This window comes from Streptomyces sp. NPDC033221 (assembly GCF_055577005.1).
Genome location: NZ_JBVIQN010000003.1, coordinates 56,055 through 81,597 on the forward strand (window position 1 = coordinate 56,055; position 25,543 = coordinate 81,597).

Sequence of the window (25,543 nt, forward strand, 5' to 3'; positions counted from 1 at the left end):
TTCTCGCACCCTCAGAGCGGTTCCGTCATGGCCGAGAGCCTGCTTCCCCCTGCCCGCGTGACCCACCACTTCCCCCGCCACCGGCGCAGCCCTCGTCTGGCGCGAGCGGCCTTCCGGGAATGGGCCGCCGCGCAGCGCCTCGCGCCCACGACCGTGGGCACCGGGGAGTTGCTGATCGGCGAGCTGGCCGCCAACGCCGTGCTCGCCGCCACCGGCCCCGGGCGGCGGATCGAGGTCCGGTTCGGGCCGGCCGACGGCGTCCTGCGTATCGAAGTGTCGGACGCCGGCGACGGAATGCCCGTCGCCCGCTCCCCGCAGCCGCTGGACGAACACGGCCGGGGCATGGTGCTCGTCGGCGCGCTGGCGGACGATTGGGGTGTGGCGTGCCGGCCGGGTCCGGGTAAGGCCGTCTGGGCGGTGCTCAAACTCAGTGGTACAGACCCATTGACGGCGTGCTGACGCGGCGCTTACGTTCCTGTGCATCGATTGGAAACTTTCCTAACAGATCGCGCAGCGAGAGGTGGGGCGGGCGCCATGGCCGGAGGGCAGGGCGGACAGGGCACTCCCGGAACGCCGCGGGTGTTGCGGGCCATGAACGACCGGGCCGCGCTCGATCTCCTCGTGTCGCAGGGGCCGTTGACGCGGACGCAGGTCGGCGAGCTGACCGGCCTGTCCAAGCCCACCGCGTCGCAGCTGCTGGGACGGCTGGAGGCGGCCGGACTGGTGCGGACCACGGGCAATGTGACCGGGCGGCCGGGGCCGAACGCCCAGCTGTACGAGGTCGATCCGGACGCCGCGTACGTGGCCGCGCTCGCCGTCGACCAGTGCGGAATCACCGCCGCGGTCGCCGATGTCACCGGGCAGGTACTCGGCGAGGAGCGGGTCGGTACGGACGCGGTGGACGAGGGGACGCCGCACAGAACGGCGCAGCTCGTGGCGTCGGCGGTGGATGGTGCGCTGGTCAAGGCCGGGCTGGCGCGGGAGCGGTTGCACGGGGCGGTGATCGGGACGCCCGGCGCGCTCGACCCGCAGACCGGTGTGCTGCGGTACGCGCCGCATCTGCCCGGCTGGCACTCGCGGACGCTCAAGGAAGAGCTGACCGGGGTGCTGGGCGTACCGATCGTGATCGAGAACGATGTGAATCTGGCGGCCGTCGCCGAGCAGCACGGCGGTGCCGCGCAGGATTTTGATGACTTCGTGCTGGTGTGGGCCGACGAAGGGGTCGGCGCCGCCATCGTGCTCGGCGGGCAGGTGCTGCGCGGCGCCACGGGCGGCGCGGGCGAGATCGGCTACATGCCGCTGCCGGACGCGCCGCTCGCGCGGGACGGGGACCGCAGCGCGGCCCGGCCGGACGCCGGCGGGGGCTTCCAGCGGCTCGTCGGGACGCCGAGTGTGGTGGAGCTGGCGCGGGAGTACGGGGTGCGGGACGCCCGTACGGTCGGTGGAGCGCTGGCCGATCGCGGCGTGCTCGCCGAGGTCGCGCGGCGTTTGGCGACCGGGCTGGCGGCGGTGGTCGCCGTCGTGGACCCACGGCTGGTGGTGCTGTCCGGCGAGGTGGCCCAGGCGGGCGGGGAAGCCCTGCGGGAGCTGGTCGAGGGGGAGTTCACGGGGCTCGCACTGCCCCGGCCGGAGCTTCGGCTCAGCAATATCGAAGGAAATCCGATTCTCATCGGCGCGCTGCGAACGGCGCTCGCCGAGGCGCGTAACTCCGTGTTCGACACGGCTTGATGCTCCTGTTGGGGCGGCACGACTTCACCACTCGCATCACCCCCTGTCATCACCCCTGCCGTAAAGGAAGTCCGCCATGCGTCCGCGTATGCGCATCTGCCTGTCGGCGGCGCTCGCCGGGGCCGGTCTGATTCTTTCGGGCTGTGCCAATCCGAGCGTCGGCAGCGATCGCGACGATCCCACCGCGCCCGTCACGCTGAAGTTCTGGCACGGCTGGTCCAATGCGGCCGAGGTGAAGGCGATCGACGACAGTATCGCCCGTTTCGAGAAGCTGCATCCGAACATCGCGGTGAAGACGGTCAACAACGTCACCGACGCGACCGTGAACCAGGCGCTGCGCGCCGGCGGGGACGATGCCCCGGACGTGGTGTCGTCGTTCACGACCAACAACGTGGGTCAGTACTGCTCGTCCGGTATGTGGGTGAATCTCGACCCCTTCATGAAGAAGGCGGGGGTGGAGAAGGCGAAGGTGTTTCCCAAGACCTTCCTCGATTACACGAGTTATCAGGGGAACCAGTGCGCTCTGCCGCTGCTCGCGGACTCGTACGGGCTGTACTACAACAAGGACGCGTTCGAGGAGGCCGGTATCGAGCGGCCGCCGCGCACCATGTCCGAGTTCAAGCGGGACGCGGCCAAGCTGACCAAGCAGAAGCCGGACGGGTCGCTGGCGCGCGCCGGGTTCGTACCCAACTTCCGGCTCTACCAGAACAGTCCGGACCGGCTGTTCGCGCAGTGGGGCCCGGCTTACTTCGACGGCGAGGGGAAGGCCCGGCTGTCGAAGGACCCTCGCAGCAAGCAGTTCTTCGCCACCCAGCGGGAGCTGATCGACGCGCAGGGCGGTTATGCCGCGCTGGAGAAGTTCCGTACGACGTTCGGTGACGAGATGTCGTCGCAGAGTTCCTTCATGACACAGAAGGCCGCGATGCATCTGGACGGTGAATGGCGCGGTCTGATGCTGAAGGAGGGAAAGGCGAAGTTCGCGTGGGACACGGCGCCGCTGCCGGTGCCGGACGACCAGGCGGACACGTACGGGCGGGGTTTCCTGACCGGTACGGTCGCGGGCATCGCGCACAGCAGCAAGCACCAGAACGCGGCGTGGGAACTGGTGAGGTTCCTGACGATGGACACGGATCAGGTGGTGCGGTTCGCCAATGCCATCCACAATGTGCCGTCCACCTTCGCCGCGCTCAAGTCGCCGAAGCTGGACGCCGATCCGTCCTTCCGTACGTTCATCGACATAGCGCGGAACCGGCACAGTACGGCGCTGCCGCCGTCCGTCAACGGCGGGCAGTACGTGGTGTCGCTGCAGGACTTCTCGTACGACGTCGAGGCCGGGAAAGTGCCCGATCTCGACAAGGGGCTGCGCGAGCTCGACGCCCAGATAGACACCGACAATCTCCAGTCCGTGAACTGACGGAGTCCTGCCATGTCCCTCGTCGAATCCCCCGAGCGCCCGGCGGCCGCCGTGCCGCGTCCGAAGGCTCCCGCACTGCGCCGTAAGCACACCCGGCAGCGGTTGCGTACGCTCGGTTTCCTCTCCCCCTGGCTGGTCGGTTTCAGCGTTTTCTTCGGCTATCCGCTGATCGCCACGGTCTATTTCTCGTTCATGCACTACAACCAGATCCAGCAGCCGTCGTTCGTCGGGCTGCGGAACTGGAAGTACGTCTTCGAGCAGATGCCGCTCTTCGGCCCGGCGCTGTGGAACACGCTGTGGCTGGTCGTGGTGATGGTGGCGCTGCGCGTGGTCTTCGGGCTGGGCATCGGGCTGCTCGTCACGAAGGTCAAGTCGGGTGTCGGCTTCTTCCGTACCGCCTTCTACCTGCCGTATCTCGCCCCGCCGGTCGCGGCGACGGTCGCCTTCGTCTTCCTCCTCAATCCCGGTACCGGCCCGGTCAACGCGCTGCTCGAAGCCGTCGGCGTCCCGGCGCCCGGCTGGTTCAACGACGCGGCCTGGGCGAAGCCGTCGCTGGTCATGCTGTCCCTGTGGGGCATCGGCGACCTGATGGTGATCTTCATGGCGGCGCTGCTGAACGTACCGAAGGAGCAGTACGAGGCGGCCGAGCTGGACGGGGCCGGCGCCCTGGCCAAGTTCCGGTACGTGACCTGGCCGTCCATCACGCCGATCGTGATGTTCGCGGTGGTCACCGGGGTCGTACAGACCATGCAGTACTACACGCAGGCGCTGGTCGCGGGGAAGCTGGCCTCCGGCGTGAACATCGGCCCCGGCTCGGTCATCCAGCCCGGCTACCCCGACCACTCCACCCTCACCGTGCCGCAGCTCGTCTACTCGCTCGGCTTCCAGAACTTCAACACGGGCGCCGCGTGTGTGCTCTCGCTCGTGCTCTTCGTGATCGCCATGGCCGTCACCACCCTGCTGATGCGCAAGCGCGCCGGCCTGCTCCCGGCGGAGGACTGAACCGACATGACCACGACGACCCTGAGGGCGGGCAGCGCGCCGGCCCGTACCGGCTCCACCGACCGGGGCCCGGCCGCGGCCCGCGCCCGCCGTAAGCGGCTGCTGCACTGGATAGCCATGCACGCCGTCGCCATAGCCGTCGCGCTGTTCTTCGTCCTGCCGTTCGTGTTCGTCTTCCTGACCTCCGTCATGAGCGACGACCAGGCGATGAGCGGCGAACTGTGGCCGCACGAATGGAACTGGTCGAATTACGCGACGGTCTTCACCACCCCGGGTTTCCTGGACTGGTGGAAGAACTCGCTGATGTACGCGGGCCTGGGCACGCTCTTCACGGTCTGCTCGGCGATCCCGGTGGCGTACGCGCTCGCCAAGTTCCGTTTCCGTGGCCGGCGTACCGCGATGGTCCTGGTGATCTCGACGATGATGCTGCCGCCCCAGGTCATCGTGATTCCCATGTACCTGGTGTGGGCGCAGCAGCTGCACCTGTCCGGTTCGCTGTGGCCGCTGCTGATCCCGATGGCGTTCGGCGACGCGTACTCCATCTTCCTGCTGCGGCAGTTCCTGCTGACCATTCCGCAGGAGTACATCGAGTCGGCGAAGGTGGACGGGTGCGGCGAGGTCCGTACCGTACTGCGTATCGTCGTGCCGATGGCGAAGCCCGGCATCGCGGCCGTCGCACTGTTCCAGTTCTTCTACTGCTGGAACGATTACTTCGGACCGCAGATCTACGCCGCGCAGAATCCCGCCGCCTGGACGCTGAGTTACGGCCTCGAATCGTTCAAGAGCGCGCACAGCGTCAACTGGAACCTGACCATGGCCGCGACGCTGCTCGTCATGGCCCCCGTCATCATCGTCTTCTTCTTCGCCCAGAAGGCTTTTGTCGAAGGCGTCACGCTCACCGGAGTGAAGGGCTGATCGATTCATGCTGTCGTCCGCCGGGGAAACACCCCCGCACCCCCGCCTCAAGATCGCAGTGGTCGGCGGAGGCTCGACCTACACCCCCGAACTCATCGACGGCTTCGCCCGGCTGCGGGACGCCCTGCCGCTGGCGGAACTGGTCCTGATCGACCCGGCGGCCGACCGGCTGGACCTGGTCGGCGGCCTGGCCCGGCGGATCTTCGCCCGGCAGGGGCACCCGGGCCGGATCTCATGGACCTCCGACGTCGACGCCGGCGTGGACGGCGCGGACGCGGTCCTGCTCCAGCTGCGCGTCGGCGGGCAGGCGGCCCGCAACCAGGACGAGACCTGGCCCCTGGAGTGCGGCTGCGTCGGGCAGGAGACGACCGGGGCGGGCGGGCTCGCCAAGGCGCTGCGCACCGTCCCGGTCGTCCTGGACATCGCGGAACGCATCCGCCGCCGCAACCCCGACGCGTGGATCGTGGACTTCACCAACCCCGTCGGCATCGTCACCCGCGCGCTGCTGTCGCACGGCCACAAGGCGGTCGGCCTGTGCAACGTGGCGATCGGATTCCAGCGGAAGTTCGCACGGCTGCTCGGCATCGCGCCGGAGCGGGTGGAGCTGGAGCACGTCGGGCTGAACCACCTGACGTGGGAACGTTCCGTGAAGGTGGACGGCGAGGACGTACTCCCCCGGCTGATCGCCGAGCACGGCGCGGCCATCGCCGAGGACCTGCACATGCCGCGCTCCCTGGTGGACCGCCTCGGCGTCGTGCCGTCGTACTACTTGCGCTACTTCTACCAGCACGACGAGGTCGTGGAGGAACTGCGCAGCAGGCCGTCGCGGGCGGCGGAGGTCGCGGCCATCGAGAAGCAGCTGTTGGAGATGTACGGCGACCCGTCGCTGGACGAGAAGCCGGAGCTGCTGGGCAAGCGCGGCGGCGCGTTCTACTCGGAGGCGGCCGTGGCGCTGACCTCGGCGCTGCTCGGTGACACCGGGGACGTGCAGATCGTCAACACGTTCAACAACGGCACCCTGCCGTTCCTGCCCGACGACGCGGTGATCGAGGTGCCGGCCACGGTGGACGCGGGCGGAGCGAAGCCGCTGCCCGTACGGCCGCTGGAGCCGCTGTACTCGGGGCTGGTCGCCAACGTCACGGCGTACGAGCACCTCGCGCTGGAAGCGGCCCTCAAGGGCGGCCGGGACCGGGTTTTCGAGGCCCTGCTCGCCCACCCGCTCATCGGCCAGATCGCGTACGCGGACCGGCTGACCGACGAACTGATCGCGCACAACCGGGAGCACCTCACGTGGCTCTGAGCGAGGCCGAGGGGGGCCGGATGGTGGCCGGGGAGGGGCGCGCGTCGTCCGCCGCCGGTCCGGGTGCCGACGGTCCGGAGAGCGCCGCCGCCGGTCTGGCGCTCGCTGTCGACGCGGGCAACAGCAAGACCGACGTGGCGCTGGTCGGCGCGGACGGGGCGGTGCTGGCGACGGCCCGCGGCGGCGGGTTCCAGCCGCCGGTGGTCGGCGTGGCACGGGCGGTCGGCGACCTGGCCGTACTGGTGGACGCGGTACGCGAACGGGCCGGAGTCACCGGCCCGGTGGCCCACATGTCGGCCTACCTGGCCAACGCCGACCTCCCCGCCGAGGAGACCGAGCTGGCCGCGGCGATCACCTCCTACGGCTGGGCCCGTACGGTCACGGTCGGCAACGACACCTTCGCGCTGCTGCGTGCCGGACTCCCGGACCGCGGCGAACCGGTCGGCGTCGCGGTGGTGTGCGGCGCCGGCATCAACTGCGCGGGCCTGGGACACGGCGGCCGCACCGCCCGGTTCCCGTCCGTGGGGCGGCTCTCCGGAGACTGGGGCGGCGGCGGGCACCTGGCCGAAGAGGCACTGTGGTGGGCCGCGCGGGCCGACGACGGGCGCGGCGAACCGAGCGCGCTGGCCCGCGAGGTACCCGCCCACTTCGGGCTGGCCACCATGCCGGAGCTGATCGAGGCACTGCATCTGGGCCACATTCCCCGCGAGCGCCGTTACGAGCTGACGCCGCTGCTCTTCGCGGTGGCCGCAGCGGGCGACGTGGTCGCGCAGGCCCTGGTCACACGGCAGGCGGAGGAGATCGCGCTGCTCGCGTCGGTGGCGCTGGAACGGCTCGGTCTGCTGGGCGAGCAGGTGCCGGTGGTCCTCGGCGGCGGCGTCCTGGCCGCCCGGCACCCACTCCTGCACGACCAGCTGACCCGGCTGCTGGCGGAACGCGCCCCGAAGGCGGAACCGCGCGTGGTGACGGCGCCTCCGGTGCTGGGGGCGGCGCTGCACGCGCTGGACCGGGCGGGGGCGGGGGCGGACGCGTATGCGCGGGTGCGGGGGGAGTTCGGGTAGGGCAGGTGGGGTGGCGCGGGGGCGGGTTTCGGCACTCCGGCCGTATGGCGGAAATCCGTACACGCGCGCCTATATCGGGAACCGCGGGCGGTGGGCCGTGCGTGATGACGGGCGGGGAACACGGGATGCCCGTCGAACGGGAGGGTTCGGCGGGGCCCGATCCGCACATGATCCAGGCAATAACGGTGTGGTTGTCAGTCCCTGCGGCCATACTGACTGCTGGCCGTGCAACTGTTCCCGTGCGCCCGTCGCGCGGGGCCGGGGCCGCCGTCCGCGACCAGGGGGAGGTTCCGTGTCCAACCCGCAGACCGGCACTGCGCCGCCGTCGCCGACGCCATCCGGCCGCGCCTCCGGCTCCGGCTCCGGCACCGCTGTCGTCTCCGCGCCTGCCGTCTCCCCCGCGGGTACGGGCTCCGCGCCGGCCGCCCGGCGGCGTACGGCATGGGCCGACGGCGTGGACCAGCTGCGGGCCGCGGCCACGACCGAGCCCGGCCGGCTGCGGATCATCGGCGCCGTACTGGCCTTCCTGGTCCTCGCGTTCGGCGCCGCCACGGCCTGGCAGGTCGCCGACCGGTCCGCCGCGGCGCGGGACGTCGTGGAGCGCAGCCAACCGCTGACCGCGGACGCCGCGGACATCTACCGCTCGCTCGCCGACGCCGACACCACCGCCGCCGCCGGCTTCCTGGCGGGCGGCAAGGAGACCCAGGCCACCCGCGACCGGTACGAGAACGACATCGCGACGGCCGCCCGGCTGCTGGCCAAGGCCTCGTCCAACACCATCGGTTCGGACGCCGCGGCCCGCCAGATAGGAAAGCTCAACAGCCTCCTCCCCCGGTATACGGGCCTGATCGAGACGGCCCGTACGAACAACCGGCAGGGCCTGCCCCTCGGCGGTGCCTACCTGCGCTACGCCAACGCGCAGATGCGCGACGAACTCCTCCCGGCGGCCCGCGGGTTGTACACGACCGAGACGGCGCGCCTCGGCGAGGACTACGACTCCGCGAAAGCCTGGCCCTGGCTCGCGCTCACCGCCGGAGTGCTGGCGCTCGGTGCCCTCGCCTGGGCCCAGCGCCGCAACTACCGCAGGACGAACCGGGTCTTCAACCGCGGCCTGCTGGCCGCCACGACCGCCTCCGCAGTCGTCCTGCTGTGGCTGATGGCCGGCCATTCCGTGGCCCGCTCGGGCTTGAACACGTCGTACGAGGAAGGCGCCAGGTCGCTGAAGGTTCTCAACGAGGCCCGTATCGACGCCCTCCAGGCCCGCGGCGACGAGGACCTGACCCTGGTCGCACGCGGCGCCGTGGTGACCAAGGACCAGCAGGACTTCTACGAAGTCGGCTACCGCTCCGGCATGAAGGACCTGGCAGGCCCCGGCAGGTCCGGTGCCGCGGCGCCGGACAGCAAGCTCGGTACGGCACTGACGCTCGCCGACGACGACACCGGCAAGCGGCCCGTCCAGGAGGCGGTCGAGACCGTACGGCAGTGGCAGACACGGCACGCCGAGGCCCGGGACGCCGACGACCAGGGCGACTACGACCGGGCACTGGCCAAGGTGATCGGCGGCGAGGCGGCGACCGGCCAGTCCTTCGACCGGGTGGACAACCGGCTGGCCGAGGCCCTGGCCCACGAGCAGCAGGAGTTCCGGCGGGCCGCCGACGACGGGCGCGGGGCCCTGGCCGGGCTGGCGACCGGTGCCGCGGTGCTGGCCGTCCTGGGGGCGACGGGTGCGGTGCTGGGCATCGGGCGCAGGCTTTCGGAGTACCGGTGATGAGGCCTGGTGAGGGCGACATGACGATGCGCGCGAGAGGTTTGCGGAACCTGCGGGCCGCGCTGGCTCCGGTGGCCGCGGGGGTGTGCGTGATGGCGGCGACGGCCGCCGTCCTCGTCCCGGTGCTCGGCGGTGACCGCCCGGCCCACCGTCCCGTGCCCCACGGGACGGGCACCGCGCGCGCCGACGCCGCGGCGGCGGACTGCACGCCCGCCAACGCCGCCGCGAGCCTGCGGCCCTCCCCGGACGACGGCCCCGCGGTGGACCGGATCAAGGCCCGGGGCCGGCTGATCGTCGGCGTCGACCAGAACACCTACCGCTGGGGCTACCGCAACCCGGCCACCGGCGACCTGGAGGGCTTCGACATCGACCTGGTGCGGGCGATCGCCGAGGACATCCTCGGCCCCGACCCGAAGATCACGTTCCGGGCGATCCCCACCAACCAGCGCATCCCCGCCCTCCGGGAACGCACCGTCGACCTGGTCGTACGGACCATGACCATCAACTGCGCCCGGAAACGGCAGGTCGCCTTCTCGACCGCGTACTTCGAGGGCGGACAGCAGGTCCTCGCGCCCAAGAACTCCACGATCACGGCCTTCGACGACTCGCTGAAGGGCAAGCGCGTCTGTACGGCGGCCGGTTCCACGGGCGAGGCCCGGCTGGCCGAGGAGCGGCACGGCGCCCGGGTCGTGACCGTACCGAACCAGCTCGACTGCCTGGTGCGCCTCCAGCTCGGCGAGGCCGACGCGGTGGTGACGGACAACGCGCTGGCCGCGGCGCAGGCCGCACAGGACCCGACGGTGCAGCTGAAGGGGAAGCCGTTCACCGACGAGCCGTACGGCGTCGCGGTCAACCGCGCCGACACCGACCTGGTGCGGCGGGTCAACAAGGTGCTGGAGGACTACCGCGAAGGCGGCGGCGAGAGCCGGTGGATGGCCGCCTACAAGAAGTGGCTGCAGGCGGACCTGCCCGGCATAACCAGGGCGCCCGAGCCCCAGTACAGCGACTGATCCGTGCGGGGGCCGGGCGCCGCGCCGCACACCGGGCGCCGCACACCGGGCGGCGCGTGCCGCCGCCCGGGAGTCCGCCGCGGACCGGCGTTCGCCCGCCGGTCGCGTCACCATGGAAGGAGCACCGCGGGCGCGGGGCCGGAGGGAGGGAGGCAGGAGGAGCGGCGCCGGCCGGAAGGCGCCGGCGGGGAGGCGCACGGCCACGGCACAGCGACGCGCCGCCGCCACGCGGCAGCACCGAGGACGCCGTCACGCCACCGCGGGGCGGCACCGCGGCGTGCCACCGCCGCGGGGCAGCACCACCGGACGCCGCCACGCGACAGCACCGTGCGGGAGCACCGCCCGGAGGCGCCCCGCCCGTATCGCCCGTACCGCCCGTACCGCCATACGCAACAGCCGCGACGACCAGCACGACCGCCGCGCACCACACGCACTTTGGAGAGGTGATCGATGGGGGCCCCTGGACCCTTCCCCGGCTCCCCGGGGAAGTCCCACGACCCGGTGATGAGCCGGGAGGAGGTGGACCGCGCCCTGGGCCGGCTCGCTGCCGAGTACGAGGCGATCGAGACGTCGCTGCTCGCCCTCCAGGACCACGCCGGCCGCCGGCTCCTGGAGGGCGCCGAACTCACCGGCATCACCAAGGACCGCTGGGCCGCCACCGAACAGTCCATCACCGTCCTGTGGGCACACTTCGACGCGTACACCAAAGCGCTCGACAGCGCCCGTGAGCTGCGCACCCGGCGCCGCTGGCCGTCCCCCGACGACCTCGCCGAACTGACCGAGCTGCTCCGGGGCACCCGCGTCACCGTCTCCGGCGCGGCCACCACCGGCGGCGCGCCGCAGGCCGGCGGCGGCCCCGCCCGGCTGAGCGAGCAGTTCAGCCTGGACGAGCTGGTCGAGCGGATGAACGGACTGTACGCGGCGGCCCTCGACGTCATCGTCTCCGCCGACGCCGTGTGGTCCGCGCTGCCCGCGCGCATAGACCTGCTCGCCGCCGAACTGCGCCGCACGCTGTCCCTCGCCCGGTCGGTCGGCGTACGCCCCGGGGAGCATCCGGCCGGCGACGACCTGGAGCGCATCACGTACGAACTGACGCAACTGCGCGCCCAGGTGGTGGCCGACCCGCTGGCCTTCTGGACACCGCACGCCGACCGCAGCGCCGCCCCCGGAGGCGGCCGCCCGGACACCGCCCGCTACGACCGCGCGGCACTCGCCCTGGAGGACGCCCGGCGGGAGATCGAGGCGGTGCTGGACGTACGGCAGGACGCCGAACGCCGGCTGATGCAGCTGCGCGATGTACTCTCCCGGGCGGACCGGACGCTCACCGAGGCACGGCAGGCCCGCGGCGAGGTGCTCGCGAAGATCGCCGCATCCGAGGTACCCGCCGTCAGCGGCCCGTCCACGGCGCTGCACGAGCAGCTGTCCACCGCCGCCGAGTACCGCCGGCACGCCCAGTGGCACCGCCTCTCGCCCCTGCTCGACAGCCTGGAGGAGCGCGCCGAGGACGAACTGCACCGCGCCCGCGAATCGTTGACGGCGGTCACGGCCCCCCTGGCGGTACGGGCCGAACTCCGCGGCCGCCTGGACGCGTACAAGGCGAAGGCCGCACGGCACGGCCTCGCCGAGGACCCACTGCTGACCGAGCGCTACGACGCCGCGCGGCGGATGCTGTGGAGCGCGCCCTGCGACCTGCGGGTGGCCGGACAGGCGGTGCTGCGCTACCAGCAGGCGGTGGCCGAGGCACTGCTGCCGCCGGCGGACGGACCACAGGGGGGAACATGAGCGAGGAGCGGACCGGCGCCGCATGCCAGCGGCGCGAGTGCCCGGGCACGTACGAGGACGTGGGCGGCGGCGAACTGTACTGCGACACGTGCGGCCTGGCGCCGGTCGTGTCCCCGGACGGGATGGTGGGGTCGCCGCCCACGGGGGTTACGGCTGCTCGGCGGGGTGAGGGGGGAGGGGGCGGGGGCGCGTCCGGTGGTGGGGACGCGTTTGCTGGTGGGGGTGCGTTTGGTGGCAGGGAGTTGGGGGGCGTTGGGGGCTCTGAGGGGGCTGGGGGTGCTGGGGGCCTGGCGGGCTCAGGTGGGTCCGGTGGGTCCGGTGGGTCCGGTGGCTCGGGTGGTTCCTCGACCTCTCGGCGTTCCGTTTCCGGCCGGTTGTCCCGTTCTCTGCCCGGCGCGTCGACGCGCTCGATGTCCGTATCCGTACGCAGCGCCAGCCGTGGCACGGGCACCGGGTCCGGGCCGTCCCGCGGGCGGCTGGGAGCGGGGCTGGTGTCGGTGCCGCAGGTGCCGCGCCCGGATCCGCATACGGCCGTGCTGGAGAACCCGGAGGTCCCCGAGCGCAAGCGGTTCTGCAGCCGTGGCGACTGCGGCGCCCCGGTGGGCCGGGCGCGCGGTGACCGCCCCGGCCGTACGGAAGGTTTCTGCACCAAGTGCGGCCACCCGTACAGCTTTGTGCCCAAGCTGCGCCCCGGTGACGTGGTGCACGGCAGCTACGAGGTCGTCGGCTGTCTGGCGCACGGCGGCCTGGGCTGGATCTACCTGGCGATCGACCGCGCGGTCTCCGACCGCTGGGTGGTGCTCAAGGGCCTGCTGGACACCGGTGACGAGGAGGCCCTCGCCGTGGCCGCGTCCGAGCGCCGCTTCCTCGCCGAGATCGAGCACTCCAACATCGTCCGCATCTACAACTTCGTCGAGCACCTGGACCGCGCGACCGGCAGCCTGGACGGCTACATCGTCATGGAATACGTCGGCGGCAAGTCGCTCAAGGACATCGCCAACGAGCGGCGTACGGCGAACGGGCGCCGCGACCCGCTGCCGGTCGAGCAGGCGTGCGCGTACGGCATCGAGGCGCTGGAGGCGCTCGGCCACCTGCACAGCCGCAACCTCCTGTACTGCGACTTCAAGGTGGACAACGCCATCCAGCAGCACGACCAGCTCAAGCTGATCGACATGGGCGCGGTCCGCCGGATGGACGACGACGAGAGCGCGATCTACGGCACGATCGGCTACCAGGCGCCCGAGGTCGCCGCCGCGGGCCCGTCCGTCGCCTCCGACCTCTACACGGTCGCCCGCACCCTCGCCGTGCTCACCTTCGACTTCCAGGGCTATACGAACGTCTTCGTGGACTCGCTGCCCGACCCCGACAACATCGAGGTCTTCCGTACGTACGAGTCCTTCTACCGCCTGCTGGTGCGGGCCACGGACCCCGACCCGGCGCGGCGGTTCTCGTCGGCGGAGGAGATGGCCGAGCAGCTGACGGGGGTACTGCGGGAGGTCATGGCACTCCGGACGGGTGAGCAGCGGCCGGCGCTGTCCACCCTGTTCGGGCCGGAGCTGCGCGTCGTGGACACGGACGTGGTGGCGCGCGCGGAGGGGGACACGTCCCTGCTGGGCGCGCGTGCGGTGACGGCGGGGCGGAAGGGGAATGCGGTGGTCGGCCCGGCCATCGGGGTGGGTGCACCTGGGGGGATCGGTGAGGGTGGCGGCGGTCGTGAGGGTGCCGGGGGTGGTGGGAGCGCGGTGTCGGCCGGTATCGCCGCCCAGGCCGCCGGTTCCTCCCCGCCCGAGGCCCCCGCCCAGGTCGCTGTTCCTGCCCGGATCGCCGTTCCTGCACAGGTCGCCGTTCCTGCACAGGTCGCCGTTCCTGCACAGGTCGCCTACGAGGTCACGTCGGCCACCGGGCCGCAGACGGGCCTTGGCCAGGTACGCGGCGCGCCCGCGCTCCGCCCCCTCGACACCGGCCTCGCCGTACTCGCCCTGCCCGTACCGCACGTCGACCCCGCCGACCCGAACGCGGGTTTCCTGGCCGGTCTGCTGGCCGCCGCGCCCGCGGAGCTGGTCAGCGCGCTGCGCGCGGCCCCCACCGTCACGATGGAAATTCGGCTGCGCACGCTGCGGGCCCAGCTGGAGATGGGCGACGGCGCGGCGGCCCTGCGCGAACTGCGCGCCGTCGAGACGGAACCCGGCCAGGGCTGGGACGAGGACTGGCGGGTGGTCTGGTACCGCGGCCTGGTGGCACTGACGAACGATGACCGCGAGACGGCGGCACTGTCGTTCGACGCGATGTACGACGCCTTCCCCGGCGAGTCCGCGCCGAAGCTGGCGCTCGCCATCTGCGCGGAGGTGCTGGGGCAGCTGGACAACGCGGCGGAGTACTACCGGCTGGTGTGGGCCGCCGACCACAGTTACGTCAGCGCCGCGTTCGGGCTGGCCCGGGTGCGGCTGGCGACCGGTGACCGGGCCGGCGCGGTGGCCGCCCTGGAAGCCGTACCGGAATCCTCCATTCACTACACTGCGGCGCGCATCGCGGCGATCCGTGCCAGGCTGAGGCAACGCCCCGCCCATGACGCACTGCTGGACGACCTGCGGGCAGCCGCCGGGCAGGTCGAGCGGCTCGCCGATTCCGGGCTGGACGCGGAGCGCCGCGAACAACTGACGACCGAGGTGCTGGGCTGCGCCCTCGACTGGGTACTCTCCGGTAGCCGCGGTGCCGAGCAGCGGGGGCGTACATTGCCGTCCGAGGCCCCGGGGCCCGGTTCCGGCGGCACCGCCGCCCGGCCCGGTCTGCTCGGCAGCGCACTGGACGAACGCGGCCTGCGGTTCGGCCTGGAGCGGTCGTTCAGACTGCTCGCCCGGCTGGCGCAGCGCGGCGAGGAAAGGATCGAGCTGGTGGAACGGGCCAACCGCTTCCGCCCCAGGACGTGGGTGTGACATGGGTGTGACAGGGCCGTTCCGGTGTGCGAGCTGCAGTGAGCCGCTCGAACCGGGGGACAACTACTGCGGGTTCTGCGGTGCCGACGTCGTGGCCCCCACCGGGCCGGACGGGGCCGGCGACCGGCCCACGGTCCCGCTGGGCGACACGGCGGACCGCGCCGCGTACCCATCAGCCGGAACGGGCTCCCCACCGGGGGCCATGGCGCTGCCCGCGTCGTTCCTGATGCCGGGGGCCGGCGGGGCGGCATCGAGTGCCCCTGACCCTCAAGGGGCTGCGGGGGCCCCGGGGGGCTCCGGGAGCCTGGGGGCTCCGGGGCAGGCCGTACCGTCCGCACCGCCCGCGCCGGTGAGCGCCGCCCAAGCGAACGGATCGGCGCACGTCCCGCACACCCCGAGCACCCCATACGCCCCCCATGTCCCGCACGCCCCCGTACCGCCGCCGCCCCCACCGGGTTACGCACCCGGAGGGCCGCAGGCCCATGCACAGGCCGGAACGCAGACCGGCGTACAGGCCGGAACGCCGACCGGAATGCCGGCCCACGCGCAAGGTGACGCACAGTCCCGGGCTCCCCATACGGAGGTAAGCGTTCCGCCGTCGGCCGGTCAGCCGCACGCCCCGAGCACGGGCAGCCATCCGGCCATGGGCGGCGCCTCACCCGACACCGTTGCGGCTGCCGCGGCCGCCCCCGCTCCTGCCGGTGGTCCGTACGGAGGTCATGCGCACCAGGCCGCCGCTCCCCACGGTGGCGCGCCGGACCCCCGTATCGCCGGGTACGACCTCGCCGCCGAGGCAGCGGCGCGCTCCGCGGACGCGAGCGGCTCCGGCCCGGACTCCGGCGCGAACCCCGGCCCGGAACCCGGCCAGCACCCCGGCCCGACAGGCCGTGAGATGCCTGGAGGACCGGCAGAGCCACCGGCCCAAAACCCAACACCAACCCCGACCACCCCCATCGCCCACAACGTCCCCACCGCCCCCTCCTCTCCCCCGGCACCTCCCTCCCCCGAACACCAAACCCCCGCCCAAGGCACCCGCATCTGCGCGGTCTGCCACGCGGGGACGGTCACCGGAGACGGTTACTGCGAGAACTGCGGCCACGCCCAGCCGCGCGAACGCGACCACATGGAGCGGGAGCTGCCGGGCGTCGCGGCGGTCAGCGACCGGGGTCACCGCCACCACCGCAACGAGGACTTCTTCGCGGTCTCCGAGGCGGCGCTGCCGGACGGTTCGCCCGCCGTGCTCGCCGTCGTCTGCGACGGTGTCTCCTCCGCTTCACGCCCCGACGACGCGTCCGCCGCCGCGTCCGGAACCGCGGCCCGGTCGCTGCTGGCCGCCCTGCCCGGGGGTACGCACCCGCAGCGGGCCATGCACGACGCGATCCTGGCCGCCGCCAAGTCCGTCAACTCCCTGGCCGCCGCGCCCCACCAGCCGCAGCAGCACGACCAGTACCGCCAGCAGAACGCTCCGGCCTGCACGTTCGTCGGCGCGGTCGTCGGCGGCGGGCTGCTCGTCATCGGCTGGGTCGGCGACAGCCGCGCGTACTGGGTCCCCGACGACCGCAGCGCGCCCGCCGTCCGCCTCACCGAGGACGACTCGTGGGCGGCGCAGATGGTCGCCAACAACCTGATGTCGGAGGCGGAGGCGTACGCGGACGACCGGGCGCACGCGATCACGGGCTGGCTGGGCGCGGACGCGTACGAACTGGAGCCGCACACCGCTTCCTTCAAGCCCGACGGACCGGGTGTAGTGGTGGTGTGCACGGACGGCCTGTGGAACTACGCCGAGGCCGCGGATCAGCTGGCCGCGGTGCTGCCGGGCGACGCGCACGACCGGCCGCTGCACAGCGCGCGGACCCTGGTCGCCCACGCACTCGCCGGTGGGGGCCACGACAACGTAACGGTGGCGGTGGTGCCGTTCCCGGCGCCCCCGGGAGGGGCAGGATCGGCCTGAGCGCCCGCCCGGGCTCCCGGGCACCCCAGGCCGCCCTCGGCAACGGTGGCCGGGAGCCGTGATGCTCCCGGCCCCGCCCGGCTGGACCGGCCCCGCACACTTCACCAGGAGCAAGGCGCCAACGGGGGGATGATCACGGGGACTTCCGCCCGCCCATGTGTCTCTTCACCGCCGCGAGGTCTGCGCTGCGGAGCCTCGCGGCGGCACAAAGGAGCGGAACAGATGGCCAACTTCTCCAAGTCCGGCGTGCCGCGGTTCGCCGCCGAGGTGTACCAGAACGCGTATCTGCCCGAGGGCGGGCGCGAGGTGAATGCCATCGTCACCGTCACGGCCACGGGCGGTGGTACCAGCGGCGGGCTGCCGCTCTTCGCCGCCGGTACGGACGCGGGCGGGGTCGGCGCCGCACGCGGTCACGGGGGCGTGCGGCACGCGGGCGTTGTGATCATGGTGGACTGTTCCGGTTCGATGGACTACCCGCCCACCAAGATGCGCAACGCACGCGACGCGACGGCCGCCGCGGTCGACACCGTACGGGACGGAGTCGCCTTCGCGGTGGTGGCCGGCACCCACCAGGCCGGCGAGGTCTACCCGGGCAGCGGGCGGCTCGCCACCGCCGGGCCGAGCACCCGTGCGCAGGCCAAGGAGGCACTGCGCAAGCTGAGCGCCGGCGGCGGCACCGCCATCGGCACCTGGTTACGGCTGGCCGACCGGCTGCTGACCGACGCGGACGTCGGCATCCGGCACGGCATCCTCCTCACCGACGGCCGCAACGAACACGAATCGGCCCAGGATCTGCGCGCCACCCTCGACGCCTGCGCCGGGCGTTTCACCTGCGACGCCCGCGGCGTCGGTACGGACTGGGAGGTCAAGGAGGTCACCGGCATCGCCTCGGCGCTGCTCGGCACGGCCGACATCATCGCCGACCCGTCCGGGCTGGCCGCCGACTTCACGCGGATGATGGAGGCCGCGATGGGCAAGGAGGTGGCGGACGTCACCCTGCGGCTGTGGACACCGCAGGGCGCGCAGGTCGCCTTCGTGAAGCAAGTGGCGCCGACGGTCGAGGACCTCACCGGCCGCCGTACCGAATCCGGCCCGCGGACCGGCGACTATCCGACAGGTTCCTGGGGCGACGAGTCCCGCGACTACCACGTGTGCGTACGCGTTCCGGCCGCCGACGTGGGCCAGGAGATGCTGGCCGCACGGGTCTCACTCGTCCTCCCCGACCCCGGCGGCAGTACGACACGGACCCTGGCCCAGGGCCTCGTACGGGCGGTCTGGACGGACGATATGGCCGCTTCGACCTCTATCAACCCCCAGGTCGCCCATTACACGGGCCAGGCCGAACTGGCACAGGTCATCCAGCAAGGGCTGGATGCCCGCAAGTCGGGCGATGCGGACGGCGCGACGGCGAAGCTGGGGCGGGCCGTGCAACTGGCGAGCGCGTCCGGGAACGAGGACACTGCGAAACTGCTTGCGAAGGTGGTGGACGTCGTCGACGCGGCGACCGGTACTGTGCGACTGAAGGCGAAGGTCACAGAGGCGGACGAGATGACGCTCGAAACGCGCTCGACCAAGACAGTTCGCGTCAAGAAATAACAAACTAGACGTACTACCGAACACAATCGGTACTGAGGGGGAAGATCCGACATGCCGACCTGCCCGAACGGCCATCAGTCGGTGGCCGAAGACTGGTGCGAGGTGTGCGGCCACCGGATGGCGGGCGCTGTTCCCCCGCCGCCCTCCCTGCCCGCTGGATTCCTCAATACACCTCCGGCCGGCCAGCCGGCACCGCCGTCGGCACCGCAGGGCGGACCCGGCGACACTGGCGCCGCCGGTGGTCCCGGAGGTCCCGGAGGTCCCGGCGCTTCCCAGGGCGGACAAGGCTTCCCCAGCCAGGCTCCGGCCCCTCAGCAGACCCCTCCGTCTCAGCAGACTCCGCCGCCTCTCCAGGCCCCGCCTCACCAGCACACCCCGCCGCCGCAGCAGGCTCCGGCCCCTCAGCAGGCCCCCGCGCCGCACGCCCCGCCGCCGACCGTGCCGCAAGGCCCCACCGGCCAGGGTCCGGCAGCGCAAGGTCCGGCAGCGCAAGGTCCGATGGGCCAGGGTCCCGGCCCCGCACCCGGCCCGCACGGCAGCCAAGGCGGTCAGGGCGGCCAGGGCAGTCAGGGCGGTTACGGCTTCCCGCCTCCGGCCCCCGGCCCGAACACTCCGGCGCCCCCTTCCCAGCAGGGCTTCGGCCAGCCAGGTCAGCCGACCCCTCCTCCCGGCCCGCAAGGACAGCCAGCACCGCAGAGCCAGCCCGGTCCGCAGGGTCAGCCCGGCCTGCCGGAGCTGTGCCCCCAGTGCCGTACGCCGCGCGAGGCGATGGCTCCGTTCTGCGAGGAGTGCCGCTACAACTTCCTGACGCACTCGGCGACCTCGTACGCCCCGCCGCCCCCCACCCCCCAGGGCGGCCAGGGCGGCCAGGGCGGCTATGGGTTCCCGCCTCCGCAGCAGGGCCCGCCCACCCCACCGCAGCAGTACGAGTACCAGGGCTCGCGCCCGTCGCAGATCAACCGTCCTGCCGAACCGCTCTCCCCCGAACAGTCCGGCCAGTTCGGCCAGCCCGAGCAGCCCGGTCAGTTCGGCCGGCCCGAGCAGTCCCATCAGTTCGGCCAGCCTGAGCAGTCCGGTCAGGCCGGTCAGTTCGGCCAGCCCGTACAGGGAGGCCAGCAGGGTCCGGCCGGTCAGCAGGGCCACCCCGCGCCGCCGCCCGGGCCGCACTCGGGGCAGCAGCCGCCCGGTCAGCCCGGCCCTCATGGAGCGCCCACCGGCCAGCCCGTCCCGTCGGCTCCGCCCCGGGCGAGCGACGACGACTGGCCGCTGCCCCCGCCCAACTCCCAGACCCCGCCCCCGCCCCCGCAGGCGCAGCCGGGCCCACAGGGCGGCCCGGACCACAGCCAAGGCGGTCAGGGAAGTCAGGGCGGTCAGGGCGGTTACGGATTCCCGCCGCAGCAGCAGGGTCCGCCGACCCCGCCGCAGCAGCAGGGCCCGTTCGAGCCCCAGCAGCCTCTCCAGCAGCAGCCGCCTCAGGCCCCGTACGACCCGCAGGGCGCCCAACAGGCACCCCCGCAGGCGCCGTTCGAGCCGCAGCAGCCCGGCCCCTTCGGTCAGCCGCCGCAGCAGCCGGACGCCCACCAGCAGCCGCAGCCCGACCAGCAGTGGAGCCGGCCCGCGCCGGGGCCCGCCGCCCCGCCCGGACCGCCGCCGGTCGTCGGTGACGGCTGGGTGGTGGCGATCGCCCCGGACCGTGAGTACTTCATGGCGATGATGGGCCGCAGCGGCCCGGAGGCGGCCGGTCTGAACCTGCCCGCCTACTCCCCCGGGCAGCAGATCCCGCTCACCGGCGGCCAGATCGCCATCGGCCGCCGCCGGCACAGCACGGGCGAGTCCCCGGACATCGACCTGGGCCGCCCGCCGGAGGACCCGGGCGTCTCGCACCAGCACGCCCTCCTCGTCCAGCAGCCCGACGGCAGCTGGGCCGTGGTCGACCAGAACTCCACCAACGGCACCACCGTCAACCTCGCCGAGGACCCGATCCAGCCCTACGTCCCCACCCCCCTTCACGAGGGTGACCGCATCCACGTAGGAGCCTGGACCACCATCACCGTCCGCCGCGCCTGACCTCGCGGCGTACCCCGGTGCGCGGCAGGAAGCGCCGGCCTCGGCTCACACGCTGCGGGCCGGCGCTTTTTGCTGCCCGCACGAGGCGCGTGCAAGGCTCAGCTCACGGGCAACGCCCACCGGTAGGGACCGTCTGGGGAATCGAGCCACGCGTACTGGTGGGTGCGGTGGACGGTGACGCCGAAACGTTCGCGGCGCGGGTGGTGTTCTCGGTGCCAGAGGGTGCGGATTTCTTCGGGGGTGAGGCTGCCTGCGGTGAGGGTCCACAGGAAGTGGAAGCGTTCATTGAGCAGTACTTCGCGGGGCAGGTTCTGGCGGGCGGCTCGGCGTCGTCCGCCGGTTTCGGTGCCGGGCTCGGATGGCTCGGGGGCGTCCGGCCCGGGGCCCGGGTCGGGGGACGGCTGACTGCGTAGCGGAACGAAGTAGGCGGGAGTGGCGAGGAAGCGGCCCTCCGCCCGTGCGGCCTCGGGGTCCGTCACGCGCAGGGCGATCAGGCCGGTGGCGAGGGGCGCCAGGATGAGCGCTCCCGGGGTGCACTGTTCGATCCAGGCGGGTGGAACGGCCTGGAGCGCGCAGGTGGCGATGACCCGGTCGTACGGTGCGCGTTCCGGGCAGCCGAGGGCGCCGTCGCCGGTCACGACGGTGGGCCGGTGGCCCGCGGCCGCCAGCCGGTCACGTGCCGGACCGGTGATCTCCTCGTCCAGGTCGACGCTGGTCACGCGCTCCGCGCCCAGCCGGTGGGACAGCAGGGCCGCGTTGTACCCCGTGCCCGTACCGATCTCCAGGACGCGGCAGCCGGTGCCCGGGCTCCGTTCCTCCGCCTCCTCGACCCGCAGTTCCTCCAGCATCATGGCCATCAGCGACGGCTGGCTGCTGGAGGACACCAGCTCACCGTCCTGCATATACGTCGCCAGCGCGCTGTCCGCGTAGACGCCCTCCAGCCAGCGCTCCCGCCGATGCGGGTCGGAGTCGGAGCCGGACAGCCGCAGATAGCCGCGGGCGGTGGCCGCGAAGTAGTACGGAACGAAGAGGTGCCGCGGCACGTCCTCGAAGGCGGCCCGCCACCGCGGATCGCCGAGGTGGCCGCCCGCCCTGATCTGCCGGACCAGCTCGGCACGCGCCGCGACCGTGGGCTCACGGTCCGGCCAGCGGCCGGACTGGGTACCGCTCATGTCTCCACTGTCCTACGTCGCAGGTCCTCGGCCGAGTCGCCCGGCACCGCCGGGTCGTCTGCCACCATGGAAGGGTGAACAAGATTCCGCGCGGCACGCTTCAGGAACAGACCTTTTACGAGCAGGTCGGTGGCGAGCCGACCTTCCGCCGCCTGGTGCACCGCTTCTACCAGGGGGTGGCCGAGGACCCGCTGCTGCGGCCGATGTACCCGGAGGAGGACCTGGGTCCGGCCGAGGAGCGGCTCGCGCTCTTCCTCATGCAGTACTGGGGCGGCCCCCGTACGTACAGCGACGGCCGCGGCCACCCTCGCCTGCGGATGCGGCACGCGCCGTTCACGGTGGACCGCGCCGCCCACGACGCATGGCTCAAGCACATGCGGGACGCGGTGGACTCGCTGGAGCTGTCGCCCGAGCACGAGACGCAGTTGTGGAACTACATGACGTATGCGGCGGCTTCGATGATCAATACGGCTGAGGCTGAGTGAGGCCGTAGCGGGCAGGTGGCCGGGAGAGGGGCCGGGTGCGGGTTGACGGCGCACCCGGCCCTGACGTGGTTCCCGGCCCGGCCGCCTGAGGTGGGTCTCAGGCAGGGGGGCTCAGGCAGGGTGGTTCTCGGCCATGGGTCTCAGGCGGGTGTCACCGGCAGTGCCGACGGTCCGCCGGTGCGGACCGCGACCGAGCCGTACGGCGTCCGCAGTCGCAGCCAGCCGCCCGCGGCCAGCAGCGTCAGCGTCGGCGGTTCCGCCAGCGCGGCCCCCGCTGAGCTTTGGCCTCCGCCTGCGGGGCCATGGGCGCCGGCCTGGGCCTCGGCCCGTGCCGGGCGCAGGAAGCCGAGGGACTGGGCGGCGTGTGCGGCGCGCAGCGGCAGATGGGTGTCGCCCAGCGTCCGCGACCAGATCTCGCGGCCGATGCGGTCGCGCTCGGCGCGCGTACGGCGTTCCGGCGGCAGTGCCTCGTCCCGGGCGCGGAACTCGGCGACGGCCAGTGCGACGGTCCGGCCCAGCGCCTGCGGCGCGGGCAGCCCCGGCACCTGCCGCCAGCCGCCCCGCGGCGGCAGCACGCCGGCCCACGGCGGGCCGGTGACGGCGGCGGGCAGTGTCAGGCTGTCCGCCGACTCGTCGATGCCTTCGAGCAGATCGCCGGCGGAGACGGTGCGGTCGAGACCGGCGGCGGGCAAGGCTTCCGTACCGGCCTGCGGGGCCGTACCCGGCTGCGGGCCGGGCGCGGCCGGTGCCAGGCGCGCCGTACGGATCGCCAGCACCTCGAACGACGGCGGGCGCCCGAACACCGCGAGCACCCCGCCGCCTGCCTGCAACCGCACCGCGGCGGCGCGGTCGTAGTGGATCAGCCGGGCCAGGAAAGCGGCGAGATCCGCCGCCTCCCCGGCATCGGCCAGGCGCAACGCCGTCATGCGGCGACGGCCCCCTCCTGCTGCTTCGCGTCGGCCGCGTCGTCCAGGTACTCCTGGAGGAAGGACTTCTCCTCCGCGGTGATACGGCGGGGCCGTTCCGCGGCGAAGTCGTACGGCACGACGACGGTCGAGGCACGGACGTACACCGCGTCCTCGTCCTTGATCTCGTACGCGATCGTCATCGACGCGGCGCCTATCCGCGTCACCCACGACTCGACGGTCACCGGCGCGTGCCGGTGCACCAGCGGCCGTACGTAGTCGATCTCGTGACGGGCCACGACGGATCCGCCGGAGAAGGACGTGCTGCCCTCGCCCGGCGCCAGCCGCCACATGAAGTCGATCCGCGCCTCTTCGAGGTAGCGGATGAACACCGCGTTGTTGACATGGCCGAAAGCGTCCATGTCGGACCAGCGCAGCGGGCAGGAGTAGAGGTGTCGCACGCGGCTCAGCCCCGGGTGAGCTTCTTGTACGTGGCGCGGTGCGGACGGGCCGCGTCCGGGCCGAGGCGCTCGACCTTGTTCTTCTCGTACGAGTCGAAGTTGCCCTCGAACCAGAACCACTTGGAGTTGCCCTCGTACGCCAGGATGTGCGTGGCGACGCGGTCCAGGAACCAGCGGTCGTGGGAGACGACCACGGCGCACCCGGGGAACTCCAGCAGCGCGTTCTCCAGCGAGGACAGGGTCTCGACGTCGAGGTCGTTGGTCGGCTCGTCGAGGAGCAGCAGGTTGCCGCCCTGCTTGAGGGTCAGCGCCAGATTCAGCCGGTTGCGCTCACCGCCGGACAGCACGCCGGCCGGCTTCTGCTGGTCCGGGCCCTTGAAGCCGAACGCCGAGACGTAGGCGCGGGACGGCATCTCGACCTGGCCGACGTTGATGTAGTCCAGCTCGTCGGAGACGACGGCCCACAGCGTCTTCTTGGGGTCGATGTTGGCGCGGTTCTGGTCGACGTAGGAGACCTTGACCGTGTCGCCGACCTTGATCTGGCCGGAGTCCGGCTCCTCCAGGCCCTGGATCATCTTGAACAGCGTGGTCTTGCCGGCGCCGTTCGGGCCGATGACGCCGACGATGCCGTTGCGCGGGAGGGTGAAGGACAGGTCGTCGATGAGGACCTTCTCACCGAACGCCTTGTTCAGGTGCTCGACCTCGACGACGACGTTGCCCAGACGCGGGCCCGGCGGGATCTGGATCTCCTCGAAGTCCAGCTTCCGGGTCTTCTCCGCCTCGGCCGCCATCTCCTCGTAACGGGTCAGGCGGGACTTGGACTTCGCCTGGCGTCCCTTGGCGTTGGAGCGGACCCACTCCAACTCTTCCTTCAGACGCTTCGCGCGCTTGGCGTCCTTCTGGCCCTCGACCTTCAGGCGGGCCTGCTTCTTGTCGAGGTACGTGGAGTAGTTGCCCTCGTAGGCGATCGCGCGGCCGCGGTCCAGCTCCAGGATCCACTCGGCCACGTTGTCGAGGAAGTACCGGTCGTGGGTGACGGCGACGACGGTGCCGGCGTACTTGGCGAGGTGCTGCTCCAGCCACTGCACGGACTCGGCGTCCAGGTGGTTGGTGGGCTCGTCGAGGAGCAGCAGGTCGGGGGCCTCCAGCAGGAGCTTGCACAGCGCGACGCGGCGGCGCTCACCACCGGAGAGGTTGGTGACGGCCCAGTCGCCGGGCGGGCAGCCCAGCGCGTCCATGGCCTGCTCCAGCTGGGTGTCCAGGTCCCACGCGTTGGCGTGGTCCAGGTCCTCCTGGAGCTTGCCCATCTCCTCCATCAGCGCGTCGGAGTAGTCGGTCGCCATCAGCTCGGCGACCTCGTTGAAGCGCCGGAGCTTGTCCATGATCTCGCGGGCGCCGTCCTGGACGTTCTCCAGGACCGTCTTGGTCTCGTCCAGCGGCGGCTCCTGGAGGAGCATCCCGACGGAGAAGCCCGGGGTCAGGAACGCGTCGCCGTTCGACGGCTGCTCAAGACCGGCCATGATCTTCAGCACCGTCGACTTGCCGGCGCCGTTGGGCCCCACGACGCCGATCTTCGCGCCCGGCAGGAAGCTCAGCGTCACGTCGTCAAGGATGACCTTGTCGCCGTGCGCCTTGCGCGTCTTGCGCATCGTGTAGATGTACTCAGCCAAGAGAAACCGTCCGGCAGTCTGGATCTGTCATGGTCAATGCGGCTCCGCCGCGTGGGCCGATGAGCGGCTCCGCCGCGCGAGGGCAGATACACCCCATCTTGCCGTACGGCCAGCCCGCGATGGAAACGCGTATCTCACGGGGCGGTGATCCGGGTCACGAGGGGTGGGGTCGGGCCCGCTCCCGCGCCGGGAACGCCGCCGCCCTCCGTGGCCGGGAAGCGGTCTCGCTCGGGCACGGAGGGCGGTGGGTGGTACGCGTACGGTCACGGGGCGGCGGGGTCCGGCGGAGCGGAGCGCGGTCGCGCCCTGTCACGCCGGGCCCC

At 72.3% G+C, this 25,543-nt stretch carries 19 protein-coding genes; 15 read left to right on the top strand and 4 right to left on the bottom strand.

The annotated features are described in order from the left end of the window. Positions 1–27 precede the first annotated feature (27 nt). The 14 genes from ACZ53K_RS04375 (at position 28) to ACZ53K_RS04440 (ending at position 20,527) form a co-directional block, all read left to right on the top strand. Positions 28–459: an ATP-binding protein gene (locus ACZ53K_RS04375; protein WP_468831994.1), complete on the top strand. Its 432-nt coding sequence runs from the start codon at positions 28–30 to the stop codon at positions 457–459. Between the two features lie 75 nt (positions 460–534). Then, complete coding sequence (locus ACZ53K_RS04380; RefSeq protein WP_468831996.1) at positions 535–1,728, top strand: ROK family transcriptional regulator; 1,194 nt, start codon at positions 535–537, stop codon at positions 1,726–1,728. Between the two features lie 76 nt (positions 1,729–1,804). Further along, positions 1,805–3,142, top strand: coding sequence for an extracellular solute-binding protein (locus ACZ53K_RS04385; RefSeq protein ID WP_468831997.1), 1,338 nt, complete (start codon positions 1,805–1,807; stop codon positions 3,140–3,142). Between the two features lie 12 nt (positions 3,143–3,154). Beyond that, positions 3,155–4,144: a carbohydrate ABC transporter permease gene (locus tag ACZ53K_RS04390; protein ID WP_468831998.1), complete on the top strand. Its 990-nt coding sequence runs from the start codon at positions 3,155–3,157 to the stop codon at positions 4,142–4,144. Positions 4,145–4,150: 6 nt separating this feature from the next. Next, on the top strand, positions 4,151–5,059 hold the full coding sequence (locus ACZ53K_RS04395; protein WP_468831999.1) for a carbohydrate ABC transporter permease: 909 nt from the start codon (positions 4,151–4,153) through the stop codon (positions 5,057–5,059). 7 nt (positions 5,060–5,066) lie between these two features. After that, positions 5,067–6,359 (top strand): 6-phospho-beta-glucosidase, encoded by a 1,293-nt coding sequence (locus ACZ53K_RS04400; protein WP_468832000.1) that lies wholly within the window; start codon positions 5,067–5,069, stop codon positions 6,357–6,359. Beyond that, positions 6,350–7,420: an N-acetylglucosamine kinase gene (locus tag ACZ53K_RS04405; RefSeq protein WP_468832001.1), complete on the top strand. Its 1,071-nt coding sequence runs from the start codon at positions 6,350–6,352 to the stop codon at positions 7,418–7,420. The genes ACZ53K_RS04400 and ACZ53K_RS04405 overlap by 10 nt, the downstream gene beginning before the upstream one ends. A gap of 292 nt (positions 7,421–7,712) precedes the next feature. Further along, positions 7,713–9,188: a hypothetical protein gene (locus tag ACZ53K_RS04410; RefSeq protein WP_468832003.1), complete on the top strand. Its 1,476-nt coding sequence runs from the start codon at positions 7,713–7,715 to the stop codon at positions 9,186–9,188. A 20-nt stretch (positions 9,189–9,208) separates the two neighbouring features. Beyond that, a complete protein-coding gene (locus ACZ53K_RS04415; RefSeq protein WP_468832005.1) occupies positions 9,209–10,198 on the top strand; it encodes a glutamate ABC transporter substrate-binding protein in 990 nt (329 codons plus the stop codon). Positions 10,199–10,648: 450 nt separating this feature from the next. After that, on the top strand, positions 10,649–11,980 hold the full coding sequence (locus ACZ53K_RS04420) for a hypothetical protein (RefSeq protein ID WP_468832007.1): 1,332 nt from the start codon (positions 10,649–10,651) through the stop codon (positions 11,978–11,980). Further along, positions 11,977–14,913 (top strand): serine/threonine-protein kinase, encoded by a 2,937-nt coding sequence (locus ACZ53K_RS04425; RefSeq protein ID WP_468832008.1) that lies wholly within the window; start codon positions 11,977–11,979, stop codon positions 14,911–14,913. The genes ACZ53K_RS04420 and ACZ53K_RS04425 overlap by 4 nt, the downstream gene beginning before the upstream one ends. Positions 14,914–15,556: 643 nt before the next feature. Further along, a complete protein-coding gene (locus ACZ53K_RS04430; protein ID WP_468832010.1) occupies positions 15,557–16,864 on the top strand; it encodes a PP2C family protein-serine/threonine phosphatase in 1,308 nt (435 codons plus the stop codon). A 222-nt stretch (positions 16,865–17,086) separates the two neighbouring features. Then, on the top strand, positions 17,087–18,460 hold the full coding sequence (locus ACZ53K_RS04435) for a vWA domain-containing protein (RefSeq protein ID WP_468832011.1): 1,374 nt from the start codon (positions 17,087–17,089) through the stop codon (positions 18,458–18,460). 498 nt (positions 18,461–18,958) lie between these two features. Then, positions 18,959–20,527, top strand: coding sequence for an FHA domain-containing protein (locus tag ACZ53K_RS04440; protein ID WP_468832013.1), 1,569 nt, complete (start codon positions 18,959–18,961; stop codon positions 20,525–20,527). A gap of 98 nt (positions 20,528–20,625) precedes the next feature. On the opposite strand, the gene ACZ53K_RS04445 is transcribed toward ACZ53K_RS04440, so the two are convergent. Further along, positions 20,626–21,699 (bottom strand): methyltransferase domain-containing protein, encoded by a 1,074-nt coding sequence (locus ACZ53K_RS04445; protein WP_468832014.1) that lies wholly within the window; start codon positions 21,697–21,699, stop codon positions 20,626–20,628. A gap of 74 nt (positions 21,700–21,773) precedes the next feature. Between ACZ53K_RS04445 and ACZ53K_RS04450 the strand changes: the two genes are divergently transcribed. Then, complete coding sequence (locus ACZ53K_RS04450; RefSeq protein WP_468832015.1) at positions 21,774–22,184, top strand: globin; 411 nt, start codon at positions 21,774–21,776, stop codon at positions 22,182–22,184. 140 nt (positions 22,185–22,324) lie between these two features. Here ACZ53K_RS04450 and ACZ53K_RS04455 read toward each other — a convergent pair whose 3' ends face one another. Genes ACZ53K_RS04455 through ettA form a run of 3 tightly spaced genes read right to left on the bottom strand, consistent with a single transcriptional unit; the run spans position 22,325 to position 25,220 of the window. Further along, positions 22,325–23,110 (bottom strand): DUF8010 domain-containing protein, encoded by a 786-nt coding sequence (locus tag ACZ53K_RS04455; RefSeq protein WP_468832017.1) that lies wholly within the window; start codon positions 23,108–23,110, stop codon positions 22,325–22,327. Continuing rightward, a complete protein-coding gene (locus ACZ53K_RS04460) occupies positions 23,107–23,550 on the bottom strand; it encodes an acyl-CoA thioesterase (protein ID WP_468832018.1) in 444 nt (147 codons plus the stop codon). The genes ACZ53K_RS04455 and ACZ53K_RS04460 overlap by 4 nt, the downstream gene beginning before the upstream one ends. A 5-nt stretch (positions 23,551–23,555) precedes the next feature. After that, positions 23,556–25,220: an energy-dependent translational throttle protein EttA gene (gene ettA, locus ACZ53K_RS04465; protein WP_468832019.1), complete on the bottom strand. Its 1,665-nt coding sequence runs from the start codon at positions 25,218–25,220 to the stop codon at positions 23,556–23,558. Positions 25,221–25,543: the final 323 nt, after the last annotated feature.